The sequence below is a fragment of the Spartobacteria bacterium UBA695 genome, assembly GCA_002298145.1.
Lineage (GTDB): Bacteria > Verrucomicrobiota > Verrucomicrobiia > Chthoniobacterales > Chthoniobacteraceae > UBA695.
In genome coordinates this window covers 215,117-231,970 of sequence record DBMP01000015.1, presented here as the reverse complement: position 1 = coordinate 231,970, position 16,854 = coordinate 215,117, and the positions used below count along the sequence as shown (strand labels likewise).

The 16,854-nt window shown below is 54.2% G+C and carries 15 protein-coding genes and 1 tRNA gene; 4 read left to right on the top strand and 12 right to left on the bottom strand.

Annotation, left to right across the window (positions count from 1 at the left end):
• Positions 1–47 precede the first annotated feature (47 nt).
• Positions 48–1,103, top strand: a complete 1,056-nt coding sequence (locus tag B2828_RS09960; protein WP_479633577.1) for a phosphate acyltransferase — start codon at positions 48–50, stop codon at positions 1,101–1,103.
• A 30-nt stretch (positions 1,104–1,133) separates the two neighbouring features.
• A complete protein-coding gene (locus B2828_RS09955) occupies positions 1,134–2,249 on the top strand; it encodes a phosphotransacetylase family protein (RefSeq protein WP_479633576.1) in 1,116 nt (371 codons plus the stop codon).
• Between the two features lie 23 nt (positions 2,250–2,272).
• Here the strand turns inward: B2828_RS09955 and B2828_RS09950 are convergent, their stop codons facing one another.
• Positions 2,273–2,695: a GNAT family N-acetyltransferase gene (locus B2828_RS09950; RefSeq protein WP_479633575.1), complete on the bottom strand. Its 423-nt coding sequence runs from the start codon at positions 2,693–2,695 to the stop codon at positions 2,273–2,275.
• A gap of 93 nt (positions 2,696–2,788) precedes the next feature.
• Positions 2,789–5,440 (bottom strand): glycosyltransferase, encoded by a 2,652-nt coding sequence (locus tag B2828_RS09945; protein WP_479633574.1) that lies wholly within the window; start codon positions 5,438–5,440, stop codon positions 2,789–2,791.
• Positions 5,441–5,651: 211 nt separating this feature from the next.
• Here B2828_RS09945 and B2828_RS09940 point away from each other — a divergent pair.
• Both B2828_RS09940 and B2828_RS09935 read left to right on the top strand, forming a co-directional pair.
• Positions 5,652–5,728: transfer RNA gene (locus B2828_RS09940), tRNA-Asp, on the top strand.
• Positions 5,729–5,978: 250 nt separating this feature from the next.
• Complete coding sequence (locus B2828_RS09935) at positions 5,979–6,950, top strand: DNA cytosine methyltransferase (protein WP_479633573.1); 972 nt, start codon at positions 5,979–5,981, stop codon at positions 6,948–6,950.
• On the opposite strand, the gene B2828_RS09930 is transcribed toward B2828_RS09935, so the two are convergent.
• From B2828_RS09930 to B2828_RS09885, 10 genes are all read right to left on the bottom strand, one after another.
• Positions 6,931–7,899, bottom strand: a complete 969-nt coding sequence (locus tag B2828_RS09930) for a hypothetical protein (protein WP_479633572.1) — start codon at positions 7,897–7,899, stop codon at positions 6,931–6,933. The two genes, B2828_RS09935 and B2828_RS09930, sit on opposite strands and share 20 nt — an antisense overlap.
• Positions 7,896–9,074 carry a hypothetical protein gene (locus B2828_RS09925; protein WP_479633571.1) on the bottom strand — a complete coding sequence of 393 codons (1,179 nt, stop codon included), beginning with the start codon at positions 9,072–9,074 and terminating at the stop codon, positions 7,896–7,898. The genes B2828_RS09930 and B2828_RS09925 overlap by 4 nt, the downstream gene beginning before the upstream one ends.
• 202 nt (positions 9,075–9,276) lie before the next feature.
• A complete protein-coding gene (locus B2828_RS09920) occupies positions 9,277–10,191 on the bottom strand; it encodes a tyrosine-type recombinase/integrase (RefSeq protein ID WP_479633570.1) in 915 nt (304 codons plus the stop codon).
• 211 nt (positions 10,192–10,402) lie between these two features.
• Entirely contained in the window at positions 10,403–10,846 is a 444-nt protein-coding gene (locus tag B2828_RS09915; protein WP_479633569.1) for a hypothetical protein, read from the bottom strand.
• A gap of 195 nt (positions 10,847–11,041) precedes the next feature.
• The gene (locus B2828_RS09910; RefSeq protein ID WP_479633568.1) at positions 11,042–11,371 is read right to left on the bottom strand and encodes a hypothetical protein; all 330 of its coding nucleotides are present in this window, start codon (positions 11,369–11,371) and stop codon (positions 11,042–11,044) included.
• A 49-nt stretch (positions 11,372–11,420) separates the two neighbouring features.
• On the bottom strand, positions 11,421–12,665 hold the full coding sequence (locus tag B2828_RS09905; RefSeq protein WP_479633567.1) for a hypothetical protein: 1,245 nt from the start codon (positions 12,663–12,665) through the stop codon (positions 11,421–11,423).
• 288 nt (positions 12,666–12,953) lie between these two features.
• Positions 12,954–14,153 carry a hypothetical protein gene (locus B2828_RS09900; protein ID WP_479633566.1) on the bottom strand — a complete coding sequence of 400 codons (1,200 nt, stop codon included), beginning with the start codon at positions 14,151–14,153 and terminating at the stop codon, positions 12,954–12,956.
• Between the two features lie 231 nt (positions 14,154–14,384).
• Positions 14,385–14,603, bottom strand: a complete 219-nt coding sequence (locus B2828_RS09895) for a helix-turn-helix domain-containing protein (protein ID WP_479633565.1) — start codon at positions 14,601–14,603, stop codon at positions 14,385–14,387.
• Positions 14,604–14,662: 59 nt separating this feature from the next.
• Entirely contained in the window at positions 14,663–15,442 is a 780-nt protein-coding gene (locus B2828_RS09890) for a hypothetical protein (RefSeq protein WP_479633564.1), read from the bottom strand.
• Positions 15,439–16,713, bottom strand: coding sequence for a tyrosine-type recombinase/integrase (locus tag B2828_RS09885; RefSeq protein WP_479633563.1), 1,275 nt, complete (start codon positions 16,711–16,713; stop codon positions 15,439–15,441). The genes B2828_RS09890 and B2828_RS09885 overlap by 4 nt, the downstream gene beginning before the upstream one ends.
• Positions 16,714–16,854 lie beyond the last annotated feature (141 nt).

Genomic DNA, 16,854 nt, shown 5'->3' with positions numbered 1-16,854 from the left:
CAATCTAGTATTGCCGGTTTCGCTCAGTAGGGCATACTTGGTAGCGAATGAAATTCATCGAGACGGTTTTCTCGAAACTGCAACGCCATCCGAAGCGCATCGTCTTTCCGGAAGGGACGGAACCTCGCGTCCTTCATGCCGCAGCCGAGATGGTCAAACTCAAAATCGCCGCCCCGATTCTGCTGGGCAACATAGCAGAGATCCAGCGCATCGCCGCCATCGAGGGGGTGAACCTCTCGCACATCGGCTTGATCGACCCTGCTAGTGCCAGCGACCTGCCGATGTTCTGCACTTGGCTTAACCGGATGCAGCGCTACCGCAACCTCGGCCCCGGCGAGGCCCAGAGCTTCCTGGTGAACCCGAACTACTTCGCCGCCATGATGATCCAGCATGGCCAGGCCGACGGCTTGGTCGGCGGTGTGAGCGGCTACGCCGGGTCCCTCCTGCGCCCCCTTTTCCAGCTCGTCAAGCCGCTGCCGGACGTCTCCTTTATTTCGAGCTGTATGGTCATGGCCCTCAATGACTCCACCTACGGCGAAAACGGCGTCCTCTTTTTTGCCGATTGCGCCGTCATTCCCGAGCCGACCATCCCGCAGCTCTCGCAGATCGGTGTCCAGGCGGGCAAACTCTGCGCGCAGCTCACCGGCACCCGCCCGCGCGTCGCCTTCCTGAGCTTCTCCACCAAGGGGAGCTCCAAGCACCCTTCCGCCGAGAAAATGGCCGCCGCCACGGCGCTGGCCAAGAAGGCCGCCGAAAAAGCCGAGATGGACATGGAGATCGACGGCGAACTCCAGGCCGACACCGCGCTGCTCCCCGAGCTGGGCCATCGCAAAGCCCCCAACAGCCTCGTCGCGGGCCAGGCCAACGTCCTCATCTTCCCGGATTTAAACAGCGGCAACATCTCCGCCAAGCTCGTCGAACACCTTGCCGGGGCCGAAGCCTACGGGCAGATCCTCCTCGGGCTCTCCAAACCGTGCGCCGACCTTTCCCGTGGCGCCACGGTCGAAACCATCGTCGGGGCCGCCGCCATCGTGGGCCTCCAAGCCATCCAATACCGCAAACTCTATCCGTCCGACGGCACGGAAGACCAACCCGAAATATAGAACGCCCTTAGCGCCCCTTATTCTCTCCCCGTGAATACCGTCACCCCTCGTCTCTTCATTGCCGCAACCAAACAGAACGACGGTAAAACCACCTCCGCCCTGGGGCTCTTTTCGGTCTTAAAAAAGCGCCTTGGCCGGATCGGTTTCATCAAACCCGTCGGGCAGCGCTTTGAGGAAGTCGACGGCAAGCGGATCGACGAGGACACGGTGCTGATGGACCGCACGTTTAGCGTCCAGACGCCGATCGAGGACATGAGCCCGATCGCCGTCGTGCCCGACTTCACCCGGCGCTACATCGACAACGCCAACAACGACCACCTCGTGCGCCGCCTCCAGAACTCGTTCGACCGCGCCTGTTGGGAGAAAGATTTCTGCATCATCGAAGGCACTGGACACGCCGGAGTCGGCTCCGTGTTCGACCTCTCCAACGCCCGCGTGGCCAAGCTCCTGGGCAGCAAAGTCCTCATGGTCACCAAGGGGGGCATCGGGCGGCCGATCGACGAAATCGCCCTTAACAAAGCCCTCTTCGACAAAGAAGGCGTGGAACTGGCCGGGGTGGTCGTGAACAAGATCCTGCCGGAGAAGTTCGACTTCGTGAAAGACTTCTGCCAGCGCGGCCTGGCCCGCCTCGGCATCGAGCTCGTCGGCGCGATGCCCGCCGAACCGGTCCTCTCCAGCCCCACGCTCAACGAAATCTGCAAACAGGTCCGAGGCCGCTTCGTCAACTCCCGCTCCGAAGCCCACCGCAAAGTCGAGCGGACCATCATCGGAGCCATGGAGTCGAGCCACGTCATGGAGGAGTTTACGCCCGGCACCCTGGTCGTCACCCCCGGCGACCGGGAGGACATCATCCTCGCCGCCCTTTCCACGACCGCCCTTCTGGAGCCGCAGCGCAAGGGCCTCACCGGCCTCATCCTTTCCGGCGACATGCTGCCGCACCCGACCGTGCTCAACCTGATCGCCCAATCCGCCCTGCCCGTCATCGCCAGCCCCATGGACAGCTACTCCGTGGCCAGCTCCATCCACACGATGACCATCAAAACGCTGCCGGGCGACTACGAGAAAATCCACCGCATCCAGTCGATGGTCGAAAAGTATATCGACATCGATCGCATCCTGGAAAAGCTCGGCGTGCCGAAGTGCTAGAGTTCTGATTCCTGAAACGCCAGCTACAGATCCCGCTTCTGAAGAAAGAACCGGGTGTGGCCCGGGGGATAGTCCTCCAAGCGGCCGAAGACGGAATACCCCAGCGCCTCATAAAACGGGAGCGCCTGAAAGCTGAACGTATCCAGGTGAGCGTGCTCGCACCCTCGGACCCGGGCTTCCTGCTCTGCGGCCAGCAGCATTTGCCGCCCGAGACCTTGTTTGCGAAAGGCCTCCTGCACCCAGAGGTATTGGATCGAGAGCCAGTTCCAATGCGTTAACCCAACGAGGCCGCCGACAATCTCGGAGCCCTGGTGGGCGAATACCGCCAGATTACAGGCGGAAGCCGCTCCCGCCCGCGTTTCGTTGAACGCCACCAAGTGCCTGAAAATCTGCTCCGTTTGCTCCGGAGTTGGATGCGGTTCAAGGCGAACTTCAACGGGGTTCATCACAAAGCAGAGTTCGAAGCAGCGTTTCGTGGATAAAAAACGTGCCCAATCCGGAGACTGGGCACGAGAATCATCAGAGGGAGAGGAGCGCGCCTATTGAGCCGCTTCCGCCTTTTCCTCCTTCTTTACCTCCTGCGGCACCGGGCGAGCCTTGCTGCCCGAGACGCGCATCAGGCCGCAACGGGTCGCCGCCCCCACCACCAGCGCCGCCACGCGGTGCTTGAGCCGGTAGGCGCGCATCGCCAGCCAGAGCACGTAGAGCAGATACGCGATCCGTAGCCCCTTGTGCAGGTTGCTGTGGCTGTTGATGTTATAGATTATGATCGACAGGAAGATCAGGTTCGAAAGCACCGTCGTTACGACCGGCTGGAACTTCAGCCGCACCCGTGTCAGGCACTTCGGCCCGCCGTGGTATTCGGTGACCGTTGCCAGGCTGATGCTCCAGAGCTGGTTGCCGTAAATCGTCACGTCCCAGGGCTTCCAGCCGGTGTCGGTGGAGTAGCGCCAGTCCTCGGTCTCCAGCACGGCGAAGATCTCTTCGAGCAGTTTTTCTCGGCCCACGCCGGTTTCGTTCCAGAATGTCAGCTTCGAGATCGACCCGCCCGCGCCCCGTTTGCCGAGCGTCGCTTCGGGCCGGGAGATGACCGCCTGCGGTGTCTGCTTGTACTTGAGCCAGGTGAAGTAGCGGGCGTAGCCGCGCGAAATCGGCTGCACTAGCGCCAGCCCGGCCACCAGGAGGCGCGCCAGGATGGTGTCGTGCTTGGGCTCGATCCGGGCATGGATCATGTACGAAAGGGCCACCAGGAAGGTGGCGCCAAACATCAGGTAGGCCACCATCCCGAGCGAGCGGAACGGGAACGAAAGCAGCAGAATGAACGCGGAGAGCGTCACCCACTCGATCGAGCTGACATAGGCCGCGATCTCGGATTGCGGCGTGGGGTAGATCGACTGAAAGAGCCCCTGGCCAAACACGCCATGGTAAATGATGGGCCGGTTGAAGAGCCACGTGAACCGGGGCGGTCCGTAGATTTGCCCCTTCCACTTCGCCGTGCCGGTCGGCCCGAAGAAAATGAGGTGCTTGAAGCGCAGCATCGACTCCGCCTCGCCATAGCCGTCCTGCTGGCCCTTAAACGCCTTGAGCGTAAAGCGCCGGTAGTGCCAGACAATGGCCGAAGGGCTGAACGCGATCGTCCCGCCGTTGGTCTGCAAGCGCCAGCAGAAGTCCACATCGTCGCCCGCCTTACGGTACTCGGTGTCGAACCCGCCGATGCTCATAAAGGCCCAGCGATGGAAGGCCATGTTGCAGCCCGGGATGTGCTCGGCCACCACGTCCGTCAAGAGCACGTGCGTGGGGCTGCCCGGGGCCGCCGCGACCGCCGCCTGTACCCAGTTGACCGCGGGGGGCGAAATATTCGGGCCGCCCACGCCGCAGTAGTCGCCGCTCAAGAGCGTGCCGATCAAGTAGTAGAGCCAGTCGGCGTCGGGCATGCAGTCCGAATCCGTGTACGCGATCACGTCGCCATGCGAAGCGTAGGCCCCCGCGTTGCGCGCGTAGGAGAGGCCCATATTCTTCTGCACGATATGGATGAACTCCGGGGCCTTGCGCCCCAGCGCCTCCGCTTTTGCCTCGCGGGTGGCCAGGAAGTTTCGGACGATCTCCGGCGTGTTGTCCTTCGAGCCGTCGTCCACCAGCACCACCTCATAGTTGGGGTAGTTGAGCAGGTCGAGCGACTCCAGGCAGTCCTGCAGGGTCTTGCCGCCGTTGTACGAGCAGACGATCACCGAGACCATTGGGTAGGCCTTCAGCTTCACGCGCTCCGTCTGCGCCCCCTTGCCGTTGAGCTTCGCCTTGAGCGTATGGAACGCCTTCTTCGGCTGCCGGTCGCGCGTGACGAGGCCGAATTGCCAGTCCTCGATCTCGTGGCCGCCCGTGAACCATTCGTCCGTCCAGGAGAAGAAAATCGTCCCCGCCGCGCCGCCGAGCACCACACAGTCGAAGTGCCAGTCGAGCACTTCCGCCTGCGCGTCCTCGCCCTTGCGCATCGTATCGAGGCCGAACTCGCCCATGATGAGAGGCTTATCCTCGGCGAGGTTCTGGAGCCGGGCCAGGTAGCGTTCGAAATCAGGTCGGCGCTCCAGGTAAACGTTGAACGTGTAGAAATCGACGTTCGAGGGGAGCAGGTACTCCGTCGGCGGATAGCTCGCGTAGGAATAAAGCGGCTCCGGGTCCACCGAGCGGGCCACATTGATGAGCTCCTCCACAAAATAAGTCACCCGCTTGGCGCCGAGCCAGCGGACCATCGTCGTCGGGATCTCATTGCCGACCAAATAAGCGAAAATCGCCTCGTGCCCCTTGTTGCGGGCCACCGCATCGCGCACCGTCTTAACGATCTGCTTGCGGATCTTGCGGTTATTGAGGAACTCGACATGCTCCGCCCAGGGGATGGAAATAATGCAGCGCATCCCGTGATCGCGGCAGACATCCAGGAACCACTTGGGGGGCACATGGTAAATGCGGATAATGTTCACCCCCAGCTCGCGCATCAGCTCGAAATCCTGCGCGGCGCGTTCGGGCGTGGGAAGGAAATCGCGGTCAGCGTTAGGGTGGAAGGGGCCATAAGTCACCCCTTTGAGGAAGAATTTTTCATCCCCGGCGAAGAAAAACTTCGCGCGAGGCCGCACGCGCTCCAATTTGGGAGCGGTGGGGGAAAGTGGAACCGTGGTATCAGCCAAGACCTGAGACATTGCTAGGAAAAAGGTAATCTCTAAATGGGAAGAGGCGACTTGGCAATCCCGCGTTTTAGGGGAGGGCTGCGGAGCGAGAGAGGGCGGGGTAGAAAGGGAGTAAAAACGGGTAACGTCGGGGAAAAACGTGAAATTTTGCAAAAATCTGATTGCAGAGGGGCCCCGAGATCGCTACCTTCACCGCTCCCAGCCCCGAAGGGGGCATTCGAGTGGAGTCTTAGCTCAATTGGTCAGAGCGCCGCCCTGTCACGGCGGAGGTTGCGGGTTCGAGCCCCGTAGACTCCGCCACTCTCAAATCTCTGGAGAGTGGCTTAAATACAAGGTCTGCGGGCAATCGCCCATTTTTGACTTCCGGCGTGCATGACAAAAGCATGACAAATTCGCGTCCTCCTACATAGGATTGCCCAGTTTCTTCTCTCAATGTCGCGGACGGCTGTGTATTCAGAGACTACAAGGAATTCCCTTTTTGAATCCATGCTTTCCCAATGTCCTCTTGCAAAGAAGCTTGGCTTATGCAAGATACGGGATTCTGTTTAAAATGACTGCATTCGCACATCAAACCATCGAAACACGGGACGCCGTTTCCCTTTTCTCGGGCTGCGGTGGCAGCGATCTCGGTTTGCGAGAAGCTGGAGTTCGAGCAATTTGGGCCAATGATGCCAGCGAAGCAGCATGTGAGCTATATGAGGCCGTAACCGGGGCTAAAAAAACCATCCGCCACGGAGATATCGCCAAGATTGATAGATTTCCTAAAGCAGAATTGCTGGTTGGTTGCTATCCGTGTCAAGGATACAGTCAAGGAGGTCGGCGGAATGAAGAGGACAAGATCAATTTTTTGTATCGGCATTTTGACCGTGCATTAAGAAAAATTCGCCCCCGAGCTTTCATTGTAGAGAACGTAAATGGGATGCGTTTCTCGCAAAATGAACATCTTCTTCGGGCTCAGTTGACAAGGTTTCGATCGGCAGGCTATCGGACAACTTGGCAAATCCTCGATGCTAAGAATTACGGACTTGCTCAAGACCGCAATCGCCTCTTCATCGTAGGAATTCAATCCTCCGAAAAAAAACGTTACTCTTTTCCTCTGCCGACGCATGGGCCAGGAACAGGCCAGTCATATAACACATTAAGGGATGTTATCTGGCATCTCCGGCATGCCCCTAGTGGTTCGTTTAATGAGGAGCCTTTCCATTGGTATTATCTTTCACGAAACCGCCGCCGTGAATGGGATCAGCAGGCTCCATGTGTGGTTGCACACTGGAGACATGTTGCGTTGCATCCCGACTCAGCAAAACTGGAAAAAATTGGAACTGATCATTGGGACTTTGCCGAAGACAAACCCTCTCGCCGTTTTAGTTACTTTGAATGTGCGGCTCTTCAGGGTTTTCCAAATCCAAAAGCGTTTTCAACAAGAAGTGTTGAAGAGCGATTTAGAGCCATCGGTAATGCAGTCCCGCCTCCTCTGTTTGCAGCAGTAGCAAAAGCTCTTGTTAAGCAGCTTTCTGCTTAGCGTAGAACTGTGCCAGTTCGTGGTAATTAATACCTTTCACAGGTCTAATCGCTGATGGACTTGATTCGGCAAGCATTGCCAATCGAGCACGATCCACGACCAAAACGCCTGCTTCCTTGGATAACTCATATAGAGCAATCTCATTAGGGATATGAAGTGCCGCCAAAAAGCATCGGACTGGCGGAGTATAGGAAACTGGGCGCAACCAGTTTGAAAGACGTTCTATGCTCAGTTCGTGTCCTTTGCTTGCATCAATGTCATTTTTTCCACACGCGCATTGTCCAAGAGCAAGCAGTTGTGCGTGACGCCCATCTGGCCAAGGTTTCCACACAACCACGTCCAATCCGCAGTCTTTGAGATGAGAAGGGGGCGGGTCGTCTGGATATCCAGGTGCGGGGTTCCATTGCAGTTCACCGCATTTCTCTGCTAATAATACAAACGTATCCCTTACATGGGATCCTCTATTTTCGCTATTATGAACAGGCCACCCGGTTCTGAACCCCTGAGCCCCAGAGCCTAAATAGAGGGCCAATACATCGCGTGCAATCCACTCAAATACCGTAGAGGCATGTGGTTTTCCTTCTGCTGTGCCTTTTGGATTCCGAGCAACGGCCAAACAGTATTCGTAAACACCTGTTTTGCTTGAGCGATAGAAGAGAGAATTCCCATGAACCGTAAACGGATATGAATCGGCCATCATTCCGACTCTCCGCGTAATCTCCTCCGCAACCGATCCACTTAGTGTTTCAAGGGCTTCTTGCCTCTCGGCCCAACTATTACCAGAGTTGGTTAAGCTGTCATCAACTACTCCAGAAATACGCTCGTCTTCGATCCCGCTCTCGATACTTGCCTGCCCTTCGAGCATTGCACGGAGCTCAACTTGGTCAGCATCAAGGCCAGCACGAAAATCTTTTATGCGATCCGTCCAGTTGTCTTTCAATGCGGTCATTCGGTATCTACTTCGTCCTCCCCAATCGCTATATTGCGCACATCAGAAAAGACTTTCTTCGACAAATTTGCCACTAATCGCGCAGGTTCAACCAAACCCATAGCCGCTGACGAGTCCAAGGAGCCAGGAACGATTAAGCCTGACATATCCTTTAGTTGATCTGCAAGTCGTTGGAATCCCTCTTGTAAGCGCTCAACAGATGGTCGCGCTTCTTCAATGACCACCCGAAGCTTTTTCCCTTCCTTTAGGCGATTCCTAAGAGCCGGATCTTTAATTGCCTTTGCGAGGTCTCCAATTTCCCGACTGTCTTCTACAACCGCTGGTATCCCCCGTGTTTTGTCTCCAAACATGAAGGTCAAAATCAATCCGGCATCGCTAAGTTTGTCTTCAGGAATTGGATTTTCAGCAGGAACACCGTCGCGCTCTAGGAAATTGACAAATTCCTTTACTGGTGGGTTATCAAGTGCCGTATAGACCCACGAGAATGGATAGTCTGGATTGCTTCCTCTGCCCTTGCGTTGGCTTTGATCAGGTCGGAAATGCCCGGTGCGGACAAGTTGGTTCACAAATCTGTATCCGGCTAACATGCGCCGAATTGTATCGTTCTTGTCGCCAACCATTTCCTGAACTTCATTCAGGTTAAGATCGTGATCTTGCAATACTCCATCCACCCAAGCGGCCTTGGCATAAGAATCCCATTCCAGAAATCCAACAATATGGCGCACGCCGATATACGGGAGCACCTCTCTTAGGGCGTTTTCGCCTTTGTAGACGATGACGGGAACCGGGCTAATCGGCTTTCGCCCGTGCGCCTTATAAATCTCTGCAAACTGATCACGAAGGCGAGCTTGACCTTCGGCACGCGGATCACCCGCAAGGATTAAGCATGCAGCTAGGCGGCGATTCCCCTCTACAACTCTGACACGGCGCTCCCCATTCAACAGGATTCCAACGAGCGGCTCAGAATCAAAAAAACCGTTTACAGAAATCGAACTCAGCACATCGTTGACGCCGAACATGCTGACGATGTAATCCAACGCCTCTCGCTCAGTGTTAATGCTTGCCGCGCTGGCTCCATAGCGCGGATTTCTGAGGTCGAATTGAAGCTCTTCCAAATAAAAGTTCTCTACGGGGCGTTCACGAGTTGCCGATGTAGAAACGGGTTTATTGGCCATAGAAAGACGAAAGTATGGCCATTATACTCCAAAAACTCAACTCTGTTATGTGCCTGTTTTTTTGCGCTTAAGTCTCTTGGGGTGACTGGATTATGGATGGTCTCCTCACCTGTTTCGACGCCAAAGCTCATTTTGTATTCTCATTATGACGCGGACCAATGCCGGGGAGCGCATGTCATGCTTCCATATGAGTGCCGGGTAATTACTTCCGACAAAAATAGGGCACCGAAATCAGTTCGGAAGCCTTGATTCTGGCCCGCTCCCCGCGCCGGTCGTAGCGGGCGGTTGTGTTTACGCTCGAATGCCCAAGGATTCCCGCCACAGTGGAAATATCGGCCCCTGCGTCTAGGAGGTTGCTTGCCGTAGTGCGCCTCAAGTCGTGCCAATCCAGGTCAGAAAGGCCAGCTTGAGCGCTCCGTTTGCACAGAATCTTGTCTAGGGAAGTTGTAGAGATGGAGATTCCGGGGAGCACCATCCCGCCTTTACGGATTGCGCAGAAAAGCGGGCAATTTTTGCAACCGGTTGCAAAAATCACGTTCAACCAATCGGAAAGGGCGCACGCCGCATTCCCCGTAACGTAAAGTGTGCGCTCCTTGTTTCGCTTGCCGATGATGCGGACGTGATAGCGGCCTTCCTCCGGTGTTTGGATGTTCTCTAGCTGGATAGAGGCGATTTCGGCGCGCCGGGCACCTGTGGAAGCGGCGAGCGTAATCATAGCGGCATCCCGCACCCCAGCGGGGGAGGAATCGGCAGCGCACGCTTTGAGAAGTTCAATCAACTCCCCATGCAGGATGAACCGTCCCGCCAATTCCCGGCTTCCCATATCGCCCTTGATGCTCTGAATACGCATAAGTTCATCCGTATCAAGGAGCCGCATTTCCCATGAGGAACGGGCAACCCCCTTGAGGGCAGCAAGCATCTTGTTCCGGGTAGCGGGGCTTCCCTCTACCTTTGCCATGATAGCGCGAATGACAGGGGCCGTGAGCTTTTGCCACGGAATGAACATCCAAGCATCTTTGCCTGATAGGGAGGGATCCAGGATGCACGCGGCCCGGTTGAGTGGAGAAACCATCGTCCTTTTTGAAATCGGGCTTCCCAAAGATTCCAGGTAGGCCATAGCCGGGCTAACAACAGGGGCTGGGGGTAGATCGAGGGTTTGGTTTCCGAGGACGGGGGGGAAGGGGTAGAGGTCGAGGGACATTTTCCTGTGCAATTTATTGGTTAGTAGAATGTAGCTTCTAATATCCTTTGCAAGGAAAATCGCCCGCTTAAAAACGCGGTTTTGCTCCCCTATTAAAAAACCGTCCCCGAACGAGAAGAGGTTCTCCCTAAGCCTCTATGGCTGCATCGCTCTGCCGTTCCCGAATCGAATCTGCGAGTTCCAAAAGTATTTGGTCCAAGTCACCGTCTTGAAACTCTTCACGCAAAAGCTCAAGGTCGGGCTGATTCTCGGCAACCCCAATCATTCCGGCCACGCGCACATCACTGGGAGCCTTCCTAATAAGCCCTACGGAAAGGTGAAATGTCGTTTCCTGCTGGGCTATTTCCGCTGCCAGTCGCAAGGCGCCGATGCGAATATGACCGGACGATGTGAATGCCGTATTCATGGCCTCTGCATAGAGGGTATGGAGTTTTACGAGCTTCTCTTCTATGAGCCTAGACTCGTCCGGCGTAGTAAACGCCTTAGAAAAATCAGCATTGATCTCCTTCAAAGAGCGGGACACCCACGCCCTATCTTTTTGCATCTCCTGCGCAATCTCAGATTGCGTCATACCCCTGCAAACAAGAGACCAAAGTTTGCAGTAATTCTGACGCTTTTGGTATTCCCGAGGGGTTAGCGTATTGGAGCGTTTTCTTGGCATAAGATGCGTTGATTGAAACGCGCTTATATTACTGCGTAACCTGTTAATCGTCAATGTGATATAAGGTTGATCGAAACGCAACAAAACCGTTGGTTTACAGCAACGCTAACGGTGCCCCGGAGTGCTTCCCCAGAACTCTCTATCCTTCCGATCAAGGTTTCTTAGGATGCTGGGATCATCAGTATTTTCCCAATAGCGTTTCTTCTGGCGGCTTTGTTCGGCCTTGTCTCTTTCGGCATTTTTTTGCGCCAACTCCTCATCGGTTAGGAGCCCATCGTTCAATTCGCGTTCATCACGCTCTACGGGGGGCTTGGCTTCCTTTGTCAAAACAGGGAAAGAACCGGGCTTGGTTTTTCCATGATACAACGAGACAGTTGCCAAGGCTCCCACCGCAACCCCGCATCCAATCAAAAGGATTCTTTTCAAAGCGTTCATTGAGAGAGGGCATTACAAATCCATGTTAATTGCCGGGCTGGCCGTTGGTTCAATTCTCATCCAGGTTTCCGGTATATTCAAAAATCACCTTCTTGCAGTATCTGGAAACATCTGTGTCTTGTCCTTTTTTGAAAGCATACTCCAGTCCAAGTTGCGAAAGATACCCAGCGGCAAACCGTGCTTTGCTGGTGGGACCACTTCTTCCCTTTAGTTCTTCCGCCCGCCGCTTCCAGTCTGGTCTGCCTCCCTCTGTAAAGCCAAACGCGCGGAAGTTCCTGCTGTCTTTGAAATCCATTAACTCCCGATAGAGGGCTATTAAATCTTCCTTGTATGCGATGCTGGCATCTTCGGCTTGTTCGCGCCGATCTACAGCATTCCGCCCACCAATAGTAATTTCGGTTTCTTGTTTGACCATCTTGCCGCCGCCGTCATTTTCCTTAATGAGTGGTCCACTAAGGTTCGCCAAGCCCTTCCCTACTGCGGCTTTGACTGATTGAGGCTGTCCATAGGGGGCCATTGAAACCGTCACTTTATATGTTCCTGCTGGCAGTGGGTTCCCATGATATGAAAATCCCGCTTTGGAGAACCTTCCATTTTCCACGGCAACCTTGCTTTGTGCCTGATAGGCTTCTCCCGCGATGTTTCCCTCCACCCAAATCAGCAAGTTTGTTGCATCTGGCAAATTGGTATTCCCTTCTACTGTCAATTTCCCATTTTCCTCCTTCACGGAAAGACGCATTTGAACGATAGAGCGGCCACTTGCTGGTTGAACTTGTTCCGGCTCGGTTGCCGGTTTTCTCTCGTTCGCTCCATAGGGCGCTTTAGATGTGCCGGATGAGGCGAAATTTTCCAATTCGGGCTGCACGGTGCGGGTGCGTTCCAATTTCTCTTGCGCTACCCAGTATTGGACAGTTGCCCCATCCTGCACTGTTTCGACTTTGCAAATTTCGGACTCTCTATCGATTTCCAGAATCTTTGCACTTATTGGCGCACGAATTACCCAGCATCCTTTGGAGAGTTCCAAGCAGATTTGATTCCGTTTCATCTCGTCATTTTCTGCGCGGGCTTTCCGAAATAAGTCACCATTGGTAAACAGTCCTGCATTATTGGGAATTGTTACCTCCTGCCCAACTCGAAAACGATCATCAGACGCAGGAGGATTTGTCGGGCAAACCTCAGAGGAGGGATTGGACGTGCTTGGTGCGGTGGCGTTTTCCGATTCACCCTTAGCCAAGGTAACAGAAAGAAAACCCAATAGGCAGGCGACTAGAGTAATAGGGGACAAGGTATTCATGGATGGTTGCTGTAATGCTCCAAAAACAACGGCCACCCTGATTTCTCAAGGTGACCGGGGAGTTAAGAACCCATCCACAGATAGGCACGACAACCTTCAGTCGCGGCACATGGCAACGACCTGTTTTATACGTTGCCGTCCCCCCGGCCATATGGTCGAGAAGACGGCATTTTGCGGTAATACCGAACCGCTGTGGATGGGGTTCTTACGCCCCAGCTGACTCTCGCCAGCTATGGTAAGAGTCACGGTTCTTAGGGGCGAAGTAAAGCCAGAAGAATGAAAGGCTGCTTACGATTCAGACGCATCGTTGTCGTCCTCCTCCTCCCACGGTGGAAAACTGGTGGGCTCATAATTAACGGCAAGCTCTTCGATGGGCCGGATTACCGTAGGTTTAGGTGGTTCGATTTTCGGAGTTGGAATCTCTCCAGCAAGCCTTAATGCTGCAAACGTCTGGTTTCTGCGTAAATGCGTTATCTCGTCATATGCAGTTTTTAGCCTTTTCTGAGCCTTTGCTAACTTGTCGTGAAGATCGGAACGCCCGAGCTTTTCGTCCGCCTCCTTTTCTGCCCCTTCGCGGGTTTGACCGGACCTTATGAAAGTCCTAATCATGCGATCTCGCGTCGTCATTGATCCTTCTTTTGAAATCTCTTCTCTCCTCGCCATCGCATCAAGAAAGCGATCCCCGTATAAGACCACGAAGCGTAGAGAGGGATACTCGGGGGCTCCTGTGAATCCGAAAAACTCGGAATTCATTATGCAATGCCAATTCCGAACCACCCAATCAACAAATTGTCCGAAGGATGCCCCTTTGTTACGATTAGGGGCTTGACGATGGCGTTCGCAAAACTGACGAATCATGCCTCTCTCTTTCGCCTTCCATGGAACTGCGACACGAGACGGGAAAGTCTCGATAAGCGCATTATTCCAAATTTGCTCTAGTTTCTTGGGATATGGATTTGGGTCCGATAGGGCAGAATCAATCGCCGTTTTTGTTCCCTCATAGGGGAAAGTCGGATTGGCGTTCTCGACTAGAGATTCCCTATTTGCCTTTTTGCCTTTTTCTTTGTCTTCCCTAACCTGACACTCGTCGGGGTCCGGCAGGGAGTGACAATTTGGATTTTTGATTGTCTTTCCCTTTGATTCTTTTTGTCCCCGAATTTCGGGGTGGGGGGTGTCTGAAATTCGGGGTGGCTTCCCCGAATTTCGGGTCGGATTTTTTGGAGGCTTCTCCGCCCTACATGGCTCCCAATAGCGGTTTATCGAATACCGGCACTCAGTATGATCTATTTTCTTTGCCCGATCCACGATGATGATTTTTCGATCCTCAAGGCTTGCGAGTCCAGCATCTATCGTTGAATCAGCAAGACCAGTTCCCCTATGCCATATCCTTCCGTCTTTTCCTATTACTCCTCTTGCGAAACCGCGCCTGCTTATCCATTTTGGGCCGGTATTTGGCCAGCCAAGCTGTGCATCAACAATGTATAGCAAGAGCTTGAGCTCAGAGCCACTGAGATAGCTTTGCCAATATCGGTTAATGTGCTGATACCAATGCGCCGCTTTACTATGTTCTACTGGGGGTGGCGCTGGTATATTTCCTTGTGCTTGGAGGGTGCTTTTGGCATAATTCATACACTTAATTAGCTAGTCAGCCCGGCTGCAATACCACTCGCGCCGGGCTGATTGTTTACGGATTTTGAGAGCGCCTGCGTTGCAGGGCCTTTATTTGCCCACTTTGCGGGCTTTCAAATAAGACAAAATATCTTCACGGAAGAAACGGACTTCACCACCTAGCCGAATCCACGGCAGCCCGCGCCCCCGAAGATAATCGACCTGACGCGGCGAGCATTGCAAGAAGCTCGCAGCCTGAGCCTTCGTCAATATTTCGTGGTCATTCGAGATATTGAATCTGCAAGTATCTTCTTGGGTTTGCGCTTTCACGCCAGCCAAGAAATACTTTTTCCCTGAGTCCTATGGGGACGCAGCGAAAAATAGCAAAGTCACGGAAGATGGGAGTTTTTGCTTTTTCGGATAGGAGGCAGGGGAGCCTTTCTCTTTCGGGATTTTACATCAATCCGGATGGATGCGCGTTCCAGCCCTAATCGGCTGATTGCCTTCCTTAGCAATTCCCCAACGGGTGGGTTTTCCCATTCGGGGGCACCGCCACCATTGAGGGAAAAGGCGACCTGTCGCTGTTTGACCAATTCATCAAGCAATCCATCTGTGCACATGCACAAGGGGGGCGTGGATTCGTCCTCCTGCTTGATCCAGAAATCGACAAGCCACATTCGCACCGATCTATCCTTTCCACGCAACGGGCCAGAGAGCAGCGTGTGCATTTCGGAGGATGTAATCTTGAATCCACTTTGCTCAATATGCTCTATATCCTCAGCCAACCTCTTGAGGTTCTGCCCCGTGGATAGAGAACCTTCCAAAGACCAATAATCATGCCTAAGCAAAGCCAGCATTTCGTTCCTCGCATCTGGGGAAAGATTGTTTTGAATGAGCAATTTTCGCATCTGGTGCTGGGCATGAATCCATGAGCTGTAAACCGCTCTTGCTTCGTCAACGGATACCTCCCGTTTGATAACGAGGTCGGATAGTTCGGGGCATGGACGGGTTGCGCTTGCTGCAAAGACTCCCAGCAACCCCTCTTGCTTTGGAACACATGGGGGAGCGGTTTTCCATGAAAGGGCCGTTATTAAATCGGGATTTTCCCTCCGAACTTGCCCAACGGTTTTCCCATAGGGAACCCCTTGGGGCACTTGTAGTGCTTTCATGCGGCTCCTTTCATGGGGATTACGTTTACCGGGGCGTCTGGTTTAATTCCAAACCATGTTGCGGCATCTTCTGGTGTCGCCAACTCGCGGTAATGCTGGAATAGCATGGAAGGGCTATTACCCATCTCCAGCGCGACTTTTGCGGCATCCTGTGTAACCGCTAAGCGGTAGGTGGCATAGCTGTGGCGCAAGCAGTTCTGCGGCCATTTAATTCCCTTCTGTTTGGCATAGGCAATAGCCCGCGCAGATGCCTTTTCGCCCGTAAACAGTTTCCCTTGCCGTCCCGCAAATGGCTGAAGCCATGGCGTTAAGTTTGAGTGAATGGGAACTAGACGGCGCGTGGCTGTCTTGGCGCGGTTTTTGCCAACCTCTATGTATCCACGCGCCACATTCACCGCATCCCAAGTCAACCGGACAAGTTCAGCACTACGGATGCCCGTAAACGCCCCTAGCGCAAAATAGAGCCGTGCCTCTTCTGGAACTTCCGTTTTTGCAGCAATCTCTTCTTCGGATGGAAAGAGCAGCTTTGAAAGCTGGGCCGGGGTGAGAAACCCAATGTCTCCTCCTCTATCTTTGGCCTTCGGAACGGCATCGGCTTCGGTGGGGAATCCTTTAGGAAGAAACCCATGATCTCGGGCATAACTGAAAAGCGTAATCACTGATCCGCGCATGTTATTGCGGGTGCGGGGGGTGCCCTTCGTCTCTCGGAGCCAATCATCAATGACCGTGGTTGTCACTGAGGAGATATTCGTGTGGAAATGCTTGGCAAAGCGGCGTAGATGGCTCCGAAGGCTCTGCAAATAGCGGATGCGTGCCCCGTCCTTTTTCTGCTTCTCCAAAAATTCCTCTACAAGTTCGGGAACCAATCGGGGCGTAATCCCTGTTTTTCTCCTGGCGTAGTCCTTTGCTGCCGCCAATAGAGAGCCTCCCTGTAAAATCTTGGATGCGGCAATGTATTCACGCACGGCGGTAAGCAGGGGAACCCCTGTTGCTTCCAATTCCCGAACTGCCAGCGCATAAGATTCCTTATCTGTTCCCGTTAGGGTCAGCACGTCTCGTTGGCCGTTTTCGATTTTGACGGCGATTTCCTCGGCCCGCGCACGCGCTGCATCCTCCGTTGCAAATGTCTCCCTCTTCCTCTCCCCTGCCTCACGGTAGGATATGGTATAGCGCACCCGCCCCCGAATCATTCCCTTGTAGATAGGAAGAGCGATGTTTCCCACCTTTACAGAAAGGGCTTTTTTCTTCTTGCGGGATGCATGACAAAGCATGACAAATTTTTGTCAGAATTTGCGAGAATCTGCAAGCCGAAACGATGGCGGGAACATCTCTATAATCAGCTTAATTACAAGGTTTGGTGCCGTTTTTCGTGTTTTTTGACATTTACTCTTGCCTACATGTTCGAGCCCCGT

What these genes read in the sequence shown, in the direction of transcription:
- B2828_RS09945 (WP_479633574.1), bottom strand. Translation starts at nt 5,440, where the DNA reads ATGTCTCAGGTCTTGGCTGATACCACGGTTCCACTTTCCCCCACCGCT.
- B2828_RS09960 (WP_479633577.1), top strand. Translation starts at nt 48, where the DNA reads ATGAAATTCATCGAGACGGTTTTCTCGAAACTGCAACGCCATCCGAAG.
- B2828_RS09885 (WP_479633563.1), bottom strand. Translation starts at nt 16,713, where the DNA reads ATGCTTTGTCATGCATCCCGCAAGAAGAAAAAAGCCCTTTCTGTAAAG.
- B2828_RS09925 (WP_479633571.1), bottom strand. Translation starts at nt 9,074, where the DNA reads ATGGCCAATAAACCCGTTTCTACATCGGCAACTCGTGAACGCCCCGTA.
- B2828_RS09950 (WP_479633575.1), bottom strand. Translation starts at nt 2,695, where the DNA reads ATGAACCCCGTTGAAGTTCGCCTTGAACCGCATCCAACTCCGGAGCAA.
- B2828_RS09935 (WP_479633573.1), top strand. Translation starts at nt 5,979, where the DNA reads ATGACTGCATTCGCACATCAAACCATCGAAACACGGGACGCCGTTTCC.
- B2828_RS09920 (WP_479633570.1), bottom strand. Translation starts at nt 10,191, where the DNA reads ATGGCCTACCTGGAATCTTTGGGAAGCCCGATTTCAAAAAGGACGATG.
- B2828_RS09915 (WP_479633569.1), bottom strand. Translation starts at nt 10,846, where the DNA reads ATGACGCAATCTGAGATTGCGCAGGAGATGCAAAAAGATAGGGCGTGG.
- B2828_RS09930 (WP_479633572.1), bottom strand. Translation starts at nt 7,899, where the DNA reads ATGACCGCATTGAAAGACAACTGGACGGATCGCATAAAAGATTTTCGT.
- B2828_RS09890 (WP_479633564.1), bottom strand. Translation starts at nt 15,442, where the DNA reads ATGAAAGCACTACAAGTGCCCCAAGGGGTTCCCTATGGGAAAACCGTT.
- B2828_RS09910 (WP_479633568.1), bottom strand. Translation starts at nt 11,371, where the DNA reads ATGAACGCTTTGAAAAGAATCCTTTTGATTGGATGCGGGGTTGCGGTG.
- B2828_RS09905 (WP_479633567.1), bottom strand. Translation starts at nt 12,665, where the DNA reads ATGAATACCTTGTCCCCTATTACTCTAGTCGCCTGCCTATTGGGTTTT.